At 54.2% G+C, this 10459-nt stretch carries 11 protein-coding genes; 1 reads left to right on the top strand and 10 read right to left on the bottom strand.

Annotation, left to right across the window (positions count from 1 at the left end):
* Positions 1-746: hypothetical protein (locus tag D5S03_RS05605; RefSeq protein ID WP_287042956.1), on the bottom strand; the 746-nt coding region annotated here is incomplete at its 3' end.
* A 131-nt stretch (positions 747-877) separates the two neighbouring features.
* Between D5S03_RS05605 and yihA the strand changes: the two genes are divergently transcribed.
* Positions 878-1498 (top strand): ribosome biogenesis GTP-binding protein YihA/YsxC, encoded by a 621-nt coding sequence (yihA, locus tag D5S03_RS05610; protein WP_008870163.1) that lies wholly within the window; start codon positions 878-880, stop codon positions 1496-1498.
* Here the strand turns inward: yihA and D5S03_RS05615 are convergent.
* From D5S03_RS05615 to D5S03_RS05655, 9 genes are all read right to left on the bottom strand, one after another.
* On the bottom strand, positions 1460-2527 hold the full coding sequence (locus tag D5S03_RS05615) for an LptF/LptG family permease (RefSeq protein ID WP_287042958.1): 1068 nt from the start codon (positions 2525-2527) through the stop codon (positions 1460-1462). The genes yihA and D5S03_RS05615 overlap by 39 nt on opposite strands.
* A gap of 24 nt (positions 2528-2551) precedes the next feature.
* Positions 2552-3724 (bottom strand): LPS export ABC transporter permease LptF, encoded by a 1173-nt coding sequence (lptF, locus tag D5S03_RS05620; protein ID WP_287042960.1) that lies wholly within the window; start codon positions 3722-3724, stop codon positions 2552-2554.
* Positions 3721-3915: a hypothetical protein gene (locus D5S03_RS05625; protein ID WP_287042962.1), complete on the bottom strand. Its 195-nt coding sequence runs from the start codon at positions 3913-3915 to the stop codon at positions 3721-3723. The genes lptF and D5S03_RS05625 overlap by 4 nt, the downstream gene beginning before the upstream one ends.
* Before the next feature lie 77 nt (positions 3916-3992).
* A complete protein-coding gene (locus D5S03_RS05630; RefSeq protein ID WP_287042963.1) occupies positions 3993-5363 on the bottom strand; it encodes a B12-binding domain-containing radical SAM protein in 1371 nt (456 codons plus the stop codon).
* A complete protein-coding gene (locus D5S03_RS05635) occupies positions 5308-6054 on the bottom strand; it encodes a tetratricopeptide repeat protein (protein ID WP_287042965.1) in 747 nt (248 codons plus the stop codon). The genes D5S03_RS05630 and D5S03_RS05635 overlap by 56 nt, the downstream gene beginning before the upstream one ends.
* 30 nt (positions 6055-6084) lie before the next feature.
* Complete coding sequence (gene hisG / locus D5S03_RS05640; protein WP_008870157.1) at positions 6085-6966, bottom strand: ATP phosphoribosyltransferase; 882 nt, start codon at positions 6964-6966, stop codon at positions 6085-6087.
* Positions 6963-7340, bottom strand: coding sequence for a phosphoribosyl-AMP cyclohydrolase (gene hisI, locus D5S03_RS05645; protein WP_008870156.1), 378 nt, complete (start codon positions 7338-7340; stop codon positions 6963-6965). The genes hisG and hisI overlap by 4 nt, the downstream gene beginning before the upstream one ends.
* A 405-nt stretch (positions 7341-7745) precedes the next feature.
* Positions 7746-8777 carry a dual-specificity RNA methyltransferase RlmN gene (rlmN, locus tag D5S03_RS05650; protein WP_040418450.1) on the bottom strand — a complete coding sequence of 344 codons (1032 nt, stop codon included), beginning with the start codon at positions 8775-8777 and terminating at the stop codon, positions 7746-7748.
* Complete coding sequence (locus D5S03_RS05655; RefSeq protein WP_008870154.1) at positions 8774-10099, bottom strand: HD domain-containing protein; 1326 nt, start codon at positions 10097-10099, stop codon at positions 8774-8776. Before D5S03_RS05655 ends, rlmN begins: the two co-directional genes overlap by 4 nt.
* Positions 10100-10459: the final 360 nt, after the last annotated feature.

Here is a 10459-nt window from a genome sequence, read left to right on the forward strand (position 1 = left end):
ACTTCTTCGTATTCGGGCCCATCTTCTTCATGCACACCCTCCACTGACAGGTAACTCAGCAAAATCAGATCACCGGGCCTTACCTCGCGCCTTGTTTCCAGGATAATCCCCCGGCCCAGGGTGCCTGAAGAGTTTTCTTGCCTCTTCATTTGTGTATCTGACTGCAGGACCTGCTGCAGCTTTCCCGAGCCGAAGATCTTTAAAAGCAGCCGGCCCTCTCTCTCGGTCCTTCTGGCCACGAAAAAGTAGGCCGGTCCCTTTTCAGGATACCTGTCAAACAGCTCGATATCTATTTTATCCCGGGTTGCAGCTATTGTCTTGTCCTTGTCAAAGGCGACGATTTCGCCAGCCAGGCTCCAGTGGGGAATGGTGCTCAACATGCAGGTGAATTCCAGGGACTGTGCATCAGTCATGGAGGCCTGAACCGGCTTTATTTCCCCGCTTGTGCGCACAAAACCCGTACCTGAACCGGGTGAGCCCGTCCTGCCGGGACGCACCAGGGGTTCCCGGTTTATAACCTTCCTGGCATTGATACTGAAACACTTGTCCGCTCCGTGTTCCCAGAAGGCCTTCTCCAGGGTGGCAAACTCATCTATTTCCGCCGGATCAAGGCTGACCTCGAACCGGGCCTGTTCGTAAAATTCTTCTCCAGGATCCTGCAGGTAAAAATAGTTCTGCACCGGTTCTTCGCGGGCGCAGGAAACAGCAAACAGCAAAAGAGAAGATAAAAGCAGTTTTCTCCACATATGCACCTCGATGCGGAAATGCTTAAGATTTACAACCGGACCTTTCATCACTACAATCAATGCATTGTGACATTGAGCATAATAACAATCCGGCCCCAGGTCAGAACAACCCGACTTCAGGAAAATCATCTATGTATTTGACGTTAAGACTTGAAACCACGTCCTACACCAAAGATCAGCTGCGCTTCCCTGACCTGCCGCAGATCGCCCTGGCCGGGCGCTCCAATGTAGGCAAATCATCCCTGATAAACAGTCTGGCCGGTCAGAAAAAGCTGGCCAGAATCAGTTCCACCCCGGGAAAAACCAGGAGCATCAATTTCTTCCTGGCTCCACAGGAAAATTTTTACCTGGTGGATCTGCCCGGGTACGGCTACGCCCGCTGCTCCAGGGTGGAGCGTGAAAAGTGGGGCGAACTCATCCAGGAATACCTCCAGGACAACCACCACCTGGCGGGCGTGGTTCTTCTTCTGGATTCGCGCATTTCGCCCCAGTCCAGCGACCTGGACCTGGCCCATTACGTGGATTCCCTGCAGACCAGGCTGCTGCCGGTGCTTACCAAGGCGGACAAGTGTAACCAGAAACAGAGACAGCTGGCCCTGAAGCGCTGGCAAAAGCTTCTGGAGCGGGCCCACAAGCCCATCCTTTTTTCAGCCCGGACACGGCAGGGGCAGCAGGCCCTTCTGGAGGCCATAAAAAATCTGGTACAAGCCGGGTCATCTCCTGTCCATCCAGAAAAGCTGCAGCAGGCTTAAAATCCCGAAAAACACATTGGCTGTCCAGGCGCCGACAAAAGGTGCTGTCACGCCTTCTTCAGCATAACTTACCCCGAACACATATACCGTGTAGTAAAAAAAGACAATCACCAGCCCCAGGGTTACCAGGGCGTAAATATTTTTGATGCGGGTAAACAGGGCCAGGGCCAGCAGGGTCATGACCACCAGGGCAAAAGGATAGGCTATCTTGCTGTGCAGGGCGGTGGAGATCTTTTCAACGCTGGCCCCGCTTTCCTTGAGCTGATTTACCAGGGCGGATAGGGTAAATATGGACCAGGCCTGATAAGGCAGATCCGAGTCCACCAGGGCAAATGACCTGAGATCAATTTTAACCTCCATCTCCATCTCCTGCAAACTCTGTCTTTCCAGGCTGTGGGGTTTGAATACAGTGACGTCGCGCAGCAATAACCGGTTTTTATGGACCTCGAATTCGGGCGCCTTGATTATCTCCTGTAGCTTGCCCGGATCACTTTTTTTGTAGGCGGTAAAATCCTTTCCCCGGCCCTCGTTTATATGCGCACGTTCAATATGAATCATATAATCCCGGTCCTTGACCCAGACGTCCTCCAGACCCTCTACAGCGGCTTCCCTGTCACGCACGTCCTGGTTCCAGATCTGCCTTGTGACCTGCTCTCCCCTGACTCCCAGGGTCTCGGAAAAAACAAACAGCAGCATAAAAACCACAAGCGCGTAACCAATAAAGAAAACAGCAGGCTTTCTAAAGGAGATGGCACTGCTCTCCATGGCCACAAGCTCATTGCTGCGGTGCATCATGGCCAGTTGTATCAGGACCCCCAGCATAAATATGGCAGGCAGGGTCTGGGCAACAATAAGGGGCATCTTGAAGGCAAAATACTCCAGCACCTGAAACGCTCCCAGGCCTGCTTCGACCATTGCGTTCATGCGCCCCACGAAATCCACTATGAGGTACACCATGGTCCCGGAAAAAAGCAGGACCGCGGTGTAGAAAAGATTCTGGCGCAAAAGATATCTATTTAAAACACTCATATCTGCATGCAGGGGAGCTTTTTTTTAATTGTTCTCTTGATTTTCATCTCTTTTGTGCAACCACGGGACAAAGCTTCGCAACACCTGCCCCAGGTCTATCTCGCGGCCCTGGGAATAGAAATAAAAACCACCCAGGGTCAGAACCAGGAAAAATATATTGGGCATCCACATGGCCAGGTCCGGATTCAGGGTACCGGCCTCTCCCAGGCCGTACACCGCGGTAAACAGGCTGTAGTAAATAAGAAAGCAGCTCATGGCCAGCAAAAGCCCCCAGTTGCGGCCCAGGCCCTGCAGGGTAAGGCCCAGGGGCACAGCGAAAAGCCCCAGAATCAGACATGCCAGGGGCAGAGAAAAACGCTTGTGCTCTTCCAGCACCGCCAGGCGGTACTGCCTGCTGTCAGCCTGGGCATCATCCTTGTAAGCCTGCAGTTCACCCCAGGACATCTCTTCCGGACGCTTGTCCCGCAGACCGGCATCGCCCAGAAGTGAAAAAAGATCCAGGCGCAGCCTGTATTCTCCAAAGGAAACCAGGCTGTGCTCCTCCTGGTCCTGGCGGTAGATCCGGCCATCATCCAGGATGAAATAGAGCATGCCTTCCTCTTTGTCACTGAGCATACGTCCTGTGGGGGCAACAATAGTCAAAGGGGCTTCCGGAACAGTGTCGTCGGAGATAAACACCTCTTTCAGCTCACTGGTCCCCGGGTCCCTGTTGTGAACATATATGGCCATGTCCGGGATCATGCGGTGAAACACTCCTGGCTGCATGCTGACTTCGGTCTGCTCCCGGACCATTTCCACCGCTGTCTCGCGAAAATTGTCTATGCCCCAGGAAGTAAGGTGCAGGGTTACGTACAGGGTAAACCCCATGGCTCCCAGGGAAAAAAGCAGGGGAGAAAGAACCAGGCTTCTTATGGATATGCCGCTGGTCTGCAGGGCAGTGAGCTCCCGGTCCGAGGACATGCGCAGAAAACACAGGAAGATGCTCAGCATGCAGGCTATGGGAATGACCATACTGAGAAAGGAGGGGCCAAGGTAGAAAAAGGACTTGATAACGTACAGTATCTGAATATTTTGCCCTACAAAGATATCCTTGAGGTCGATCATGCGCCCGATGACTATCAGAGACAGCATGGAGGCCAGAGTCACCAGGAATATCGTTCCCACCTCTTTTATGATCTGCCGGTGCAGAATCTTCATTGGTTATCGTCAACACCCTGCTTGTTCTTCTGGAAAAATTTGTACAGAAACTCTTCGTCTCTTGGCCCCAGATTGAAACGCATCCCCGCTTCACCAAGGAGCCTGTCCAGGCTTTTGCCCTCCTGGATACCCTCGTCCACCCACTTTACAGCCTGCCTGACTTTTTTGTCTTCGGGCATTATGGTACTCATCTTCTCCTCTCCTCCTGAGTTTAAAAAACCTTGTACACCTCTTTATCCCCTGAGACCATGAAAAACTGCCCTGCTCCTCATGCCCCTGCTGCAACACGGCTCCAGTAATTGCGCTTTTCCCAGGTAAAACCACCCGGAACGCAGGGCCAGATGGAGTTGTTGTGCGCCAGGGGATCATCTAAGTCCAGCCAGGTATAGTTTTTTGCTTCTTCAAACATCTCGCTGCCGGGAATGGGCGAATACTGGGTAAGCTCGGGGCGGATGCCCCATCTGCGCACCTCCCGGATGCTCTGCAGAACTTCTGCATCATCCTGCCCGGGCAGGCCGAAGAGTACATACGCAGCCATCTGTTCTTTTTCAAATCCTGCCTGCAGCAGATTGTGCATGCCTTGGCTCCACTCGTCTGATGCAAGCTTTCTGTCCGGCCGGGACCCGAAAGCCCCGGTCTCGAATCCCAGGCGGATGGTATGCAGTCCGGCCCGGTAAAAAAGTCTGCACACTTCCAGGTCCAGGTAGCGCACGTGCAGGGCATTGGGAGTGTGCAGCCTTATCTCCATCCCGCTGGATATAATCTTGTCCAGCAGGGGGATAAGCAGATTCCGGGCATTTACCAGAAGGGCATCGTCGTAAAAGGCAAAATCCCTGATGCCGCGCATGTATTCACGCCTTATATGCTCAAACAAAAGACCTGCCTCAGCCTGCCTGAAGCCCGGATAAAGCCTGTACCCGGAACAGTAACTGCACCTGAAGGGGCATCCCCTGGAACCCATTATCACCGAATAACCGCTTTGTGTATAAAACGAGGTATCCAGGCTCATGCCCGCATCCCGGGGCAGTTCTGGAGGGCTGGAACCAAGCAGGTTCCACACCTTGGCCCAGTTGTCCTCGTCCTCCAGAGGACCTGAAATTACCAGGTCCACGTCCAGCCTGAGCGCATGCTCCCGGCACAAGGTGGCATACACCCCGCCCAGACAGACGGGCACCCCTGGCCAGAGCCTGCGCAGCATGCGCACAGCCGCGACAATGCCCGGATACCAGTAGGTCATTATGGAGGTGATCAGGATGAGATCCGGAGGAGGATCAAGCCTGGCCAGGGCTTTTTCCACCCTGTCCCCGGGAAGGCCATACCGGCTGTACTGCCGGGGAACATCCGCCAGTATCCCCGGCCTGGGCAGGACGGTGCGGGGATAGCGTCCTGCTCCGGTATACCCCGCCGCAGGCCAGGGCTGATCCTGCCAGGTGCGGTCCATGCAGTCCATAAGAGCGGTGCGTGCTCCAGCTTTGGAGAGCATGTCCAGGCAGACCAGGAGGCCGGCCGGCCTGGCCCAGAGATTGTAAGCTGCAAAGTCGTAAACCCAGGGGTTTATCCCCAGTATTGCGGGGCCGCTTTCTCTAACGCAGGGCCTCCAGGTAATCCCGGGCCATTTGGGCCTCTTGGGAGTCATCATTTTGCTCGATTACGTGCTCAAACCACGTTATTGCTTCGCTGTCCCTGCCGGCCCGAACCAGTTCCTCGGCATAGGCAAGACTCAGCCGGGCATTGCCCGGCATGGCCTGGGCCCCCCGCTCGAAGATGCGCAGGGCCTCATCATAAAGATCCAGTTCCTGGTAAAGGCTGCCGGCCAGGTCGTAGCCGGGAACAAAACGCCGGTTTTTTTCCACGGAGTTCACTGCATATTCCAGGGCTCTTTCTAAATCTCCCTCTTCCTGAAAAAGCGAGGCCAGGTTATAGTATGCAAACTCCGGAGTCATGTATTCTTCAATCTCCAGAGCCGCTTCATAGGCCTGTCTGGCTTCCTGAGTGCGGCCCTGGGCCTTTCTTACCTGGCCCAGGTTGTTCCAGGCCTCTCCGTAATCAGGCTTTAGTTCCAGGGCCTTTTCAAAATCCCGGGCAGCCCTGTCCCAGTCTTCCATACTGGTATGGGCCAGTCCCATGTTGAAATACAGCCTGGGATTATCCGGAGAGGCTTCCTTTACCTGCTGCAGCTGCTCCAGGGCCGGCCTGGGCTCGTTCTCGATGAGATAGCGCTCAGCCAGGTCCAGGCGCAGTTCGGCCTGATGCAGACTCATGCGGTCGGCCCCGGTATGGGCGCATCCTGCCAGAAAAACAAGCAGCATTAAAGAAATCAGTCTGGGCATAATTGAACTTGATTGTGGATAACCAGGCAATCAGATCACCTTGTTCAGGGCGTACTCAATAATGGCCTCGGCGCCTTTTTCCTGGAGCCTGGGCACCAGTTCCCGGACCCGGTCCTCCTCCACCACGATTTCCACGGACAGCCAGTCTGTATTGTACAGATGGGCAACAGTGGGGGCTGTCATACTGGGTAAAAGGGCCATGACGTCTTCCACCCTGTCCGCGGGCAGGTTCATTTTCAGCCCCACCAGCCGGTCCGCCCGCAGAGCACCGTGCAACAGGGTGTTGATATTCTCGATCTTGTTTCGCTTCCAGGGATCTTCCCAGGCCTCTTTATTGGCGATGAACTGGGTATTGGTCTGCAGAAGCTCGGCTATTATCCTTAGCCCGTGCGCCTTGATGGTGGACCCGGTTTCGGTGACCTCCACAATGGCGTCAGCCAGTCCCTCCACCACCTTGGCCTCTGTTGCCCCCCATGAAAATTCCACCTCCACGGGAATGCCAGCATTGTGAAAATAATTATGGGTAAAGTTTCTTAACTCTGTGGCTATCTTTTTGCCTGACAGATCCTCGGGGCGGCGGTAGGGTGAATCACCGGCCACCGCCAGCACCCACCTGGCCGGCCTGTTGCTGACCTTGGAATACACCAGGTCCGAGACCACCACCACGTCGGATTCATTTTCCATGATCCAGTCTTTTCCGGTAAGCCCCGCATCCATGGTCCCGTTTTCCACGTACCTGGATATTTCCTGAGCCCGGCAAAGAGAACACTGCATCTCCTGGTCATTTATTTCCGGGAAATAGTTCCTGTGATGGGGCTTTATCTTCCATCCGGCCCGGGCGAAAAGCCTTCTGGTGGCTTCCTCCAGGGAACCCTTGGGGATGCCCAGCTTCAGGACTTGCTCGCTGCTCATTTATTGTAAACCTCCTTGGGATCGAATACTTTTTCGGCATGTTCCAGAAAACGGCCATCCTTTTCCACCCGGGTGTAAAAGCAGCTTTTGTAGCCCTTGTGGCAGGCCGCTCCCCCCACCTGTTCCACCATGAACAAGATGGTGTCATAGTCGCAGTCTATGCGTATCTCCCGGATCCTCTGCACGTGTCCGGAAGTTCCGCCTTTATGCCATATACTTTTTCTGCTGCGGCTGTAGAAATGGGCCTCACCGGTATCCAGACTCTTTTCCCATGCCTGCTCGTCGGTGTAGGCCAGCATGAGCACCTCGCCGGTCTCCCACTCCTGGACTATCACGGGCAACAGCCCGTTTCCCTTGTCAAAATCGGGTTTCAAAACATATCTCCTTGTTTACCCTTGATCATTTCTTACTGATACAGGGTTTTACAACCCCCTTATACCCACACTCCAAACTTCTTTTTTCCTTCCATCACTGTAAATATTCAACATCTGCGGGCAAATAGCCAGGGTCCGGGGGTTCGGCAAACAGGGCGTAAACTGTCTGAGCGACGTAGGCAGCGTTAATCAAAACCGTTAAACACTGAATTTAATACAAAGCATGTTTTTGATGTCATTCTGGTTGAGAATGCCGTGTATAGGTTTTGATTTACGCTGCCTTGGAGCGAGTTTTTACGTCCTGCTTGCCGAACCCCCGGACCACTGGAGCACATAATTATTATGGTGAGAATTTGCTCATAATTCATCATTCCGCATTCATCATTTCTTCCCCTGATCACCCGGTCATGAATCGGCAATGAGCTGTCCGCAGGCGGCACTTATGTCCTGGCCCTTGCTTTTGCGCAGGGTGACAGTCAGCCCCTTGGAGCGAAGCACTTCCTCAAACGTCAGTATGGTCTTCTCCTGTGGCGGCTGATATCCTTCCTGCTCCCCGGGGTTGTAGGCCAGCAGGTTCACCTTGCATTTGACCCGGGACAAAAGACGCACAAGGGCCCTGGCCTGGGCCGGGGAATCGTTTATATCCTTTAACAGAACGTATTCAATGGTAATACGTTCCCTGGGGGCAAGAGGGTATTGCTCCAGGGCCCTGACCAGGTCCTTTATATCCCAGGTTGCGGCCCCGGGCATAAGCCTGCGGCGCAGATCCTGATCCGGTGCATGCAGTGACACCGCCAGCATCCCCAGACGGGAGCTGCCGAATTCCTGCAGCCTGTCCCTGACCCCCACCGTGGACAGGGTAAGCCTTCTTCTGGAAATCCCCAGTCCCAGGGAATCCGTCATCATGTACATGGCCTTTTTCACCGCATCCCAGTTTAAAAGCGGCTCCCCCATGCCCATAAGCACCACGTTGGTCAGACGGGTACTGTCCAGGCCAGTGTCCTCCAGGTGCCGGCATGCCACAAGAACCTGGGAAGCTATCTCTCCGGGGGTGAGATTGCGCTTGAACCCCATACACCCGGTACTGCAGAAGACACATCCCATGGGGCACCCCACCTGGGTGGATATGCACTGGGTATAATAATCCTTTTCCGGGATGATGACCGTTTCGATAAAAAAGCCGTCATTAAGACCCAGCAGGAGCTTTACTGTCCCGTCAATACTTTCCTTTTTCTGGACCACGGCAGGCCTTTGCAGGACAAACTCCTGCTGCAGACTGCTGCGCAGGGCCTTGGAAATGTTGGTCATCTCCTGGAAATCCCCGGCTTTTTTCTGCCATATCCACTGCCAGAGCTGATCCGCCCTGTAGGCCGGTTCCCCGCGCTCTTTCAGCAGATTCTGCATTGATTCGCGGTCTTGTTCCAGCAGGTTGTCTATTGCAGATGCTCCTTTTCCTTGTAGCGCATGACAAATTCTATGGCCTCGGGCACCGAAGTAACATCTCCAGCTGCCTGGGCCTGCAGCAGGGCCTCCCGGATCACCCCTACCCCGGGACCGGGCTTGATGCCGGTGAACTCCATGATCTCGTGCCCGTTCAGAAGAGGCTCCAGAGTATCCTCGCTGACCTTGGCCTTCTGCAGCATCTTCAGGTTGTGGTTGAATTCCTTGTAGCTGCCGTCCCTGGCCTTGATGTCCGCCCGGACCATTTCCATGAGCCTGGGATACTCGTCCAGGGCCATGAACCTTCGGATGCCGCGGTCTGTGAGCATGAAATGAAAGCGCATATGATGGCGCACCAGGTGGCACACCAGATCGATCTCATCGGTATTGAACCTGAGCCGCTTAAGTATCTTGCGGGCAACCTTGGCCCCTATACGGTGGTGCTGGTAAAAAGTGATTCTGTCGTGAAAATATTCCGCGGCAAACAGCTTGCCCACGTCATGAAAGAGGCAGGCCATGGTGCCGTACCAGTCATAGGGAAGTTCTTCCGGATAATAGCGCATCACCCCAAGGGTATGCTCCCATACATTTTCCAGGCCCTCCTCCTGATTTTTCACCTGCTTTACCCTGCTGAGGGATGCAAGCTCCGGGATGAGACCGTGCAGGATCATGGATTCAAACAGAAGACTTACGAACCTGTGCATATTTTCGGCTTCCACCTTGCGCCATTCGTCCATGAGATCTGTAACTGACACGTAGTCCAGAACCCTCCTGGAAGATCTGAGAATGGCCAGCCAGGTGTTACCCTCTATGGGCAGGCCGAAATTGGCTGAAAAACGCAGGGCCTTGATGGCCCGCAGATAATCTTTCTTCAGAGTCTCGTCGGGCAGCCCCTCAAGGGTGACTTTGCCTGTATCCAGGTCTTCAAAGCCGTCGTAAACGGCCCTGGGATCCGGAATATAAGGACAGGCCCAGGTCAGGGGCATATCCCCCATCTCTTCCAGGCGCTTGACCAGCCTGGGAGTCATGCGGGCTATGGTGCCGTCGGTGTATGAACTTTCTATGACGTCTGCGGGGTAAAAATTGAAGGTCACCTGGCCCTGGCGTAGAGAACCAAGGAAATCCAGTCCCCCGGATGTCTCCAGGCTGGGAAAAAGCTTGGTCAGGCCGGTAAAGTCCAGTTCCGTACAGATATCCACTTCCATGTGGTCCTGATCCATGGCCCGCTCCTGCAGGGGGGCATTGATGACGTATGCATCGTAGCCGTTGCGCATAATGGTCTTGCACACGGCTGCTGCTTCTTTTATGGGCTGGGACATTTTATCTCCTTAAGATTTCGCCTTGAAGCAAAACCCTGCAAAGGTTCAACCGGTTGCAGCAAATAAAGGGGCCGGCCCTCCCGGAGGGCAACCCCTTTCAAATCCAGCAGTGCAGCTTGTTTGCAAGCTTACAGCCTATCTGACACCCTTATTTTTTTCAAGTCTTAGCAGGCGGGTGCCCCTGATTTATTTATCCCCGCAGGATACAGCTGCTAAATATGGCTATACCCTTAGTCCAGTGTAACCATTCAGGGGGTGCCGAAATCGGCCTGGGGACAGTCCCCGCGACACATTGCCTTCACAATCACCAATATTACAAGCGCAAAATTCCGTGATCCTGCACAGACCTACACAGCGAGG

This window comes from Desulfonatronospira sp. MSAO_Bac3 (assembly GCF_003838035.1).
Classification (GTDB): Bacteria; Desulfobacterota; Desulfovibrionia; order Desulfovibrionales; family Desulfonatronovibrionaceae; genus Desulfonatronospira; species Desulfonatronospira thiodismutans.

What these genes read in the sequence shown, in the direction of transcription:
- D5S03_RS05615 (WP_287042958.1), bottom strand. Translation starts at nt 2,527, where the DNA reads ATGAGTGTTTTAAATAGATATCTTTTGCGCCAGAATCTTTTCTACACC.
- D5S03_RS05630 (WP_287042963.1), bottom strand. Translation starts at nt 5,363, where the DNA reads ATGATGACTCCCAAGAGGCCCAAATGGCCCGGGATTACCTGGAGGCCC.
- yihA (WP_008870163.1), top strand. Translation starts at nt 878, where the DNA reads ATGTATTTGACGTTAAGACTTGAAACCACGTCCTACACCAAAGATCAG.
- D5S03_RS05625 (WP_287042962.1), bottom strand. Translation starts at nt 3,915, where the DNA reads ATGAGTACCATAATGCCCGAAGACAAAAAAGTCAGGCAGGCTGTAAAG.
- D5S03_RS05655 (WP_008870154.1), bottom strand. Translation starts at nt 10,099, where the DNA reads ATGTCCCAGCCCATAAAAGAAGCAGCAGCCGTGTGCAAGACCATTATG.
- D5S03_RS05635 (WP_287042965.1), bottom strand. Translation starts at nt 6,054, where the DNA reads ATGCCCAGACTGATTTCTTTAATGCTGCTTGTTTTTCTGGCAGGATGC.
- lptF (WP_287042960.1), bottom strand. Translation starts at nt 3,724, where the DNA reads ATGAAGATTCTGCACCGGCAGATCATAAAAGAGGTGGGAACGATATTC.
- hisG (WP_008870157.1), bottom strand. Translation starts at nt 6,966, where the DNA reads ATGAGCAGCGAGCAAGTCCTGAAGCTGGGCATCCCCAAGGGTTCCCTG.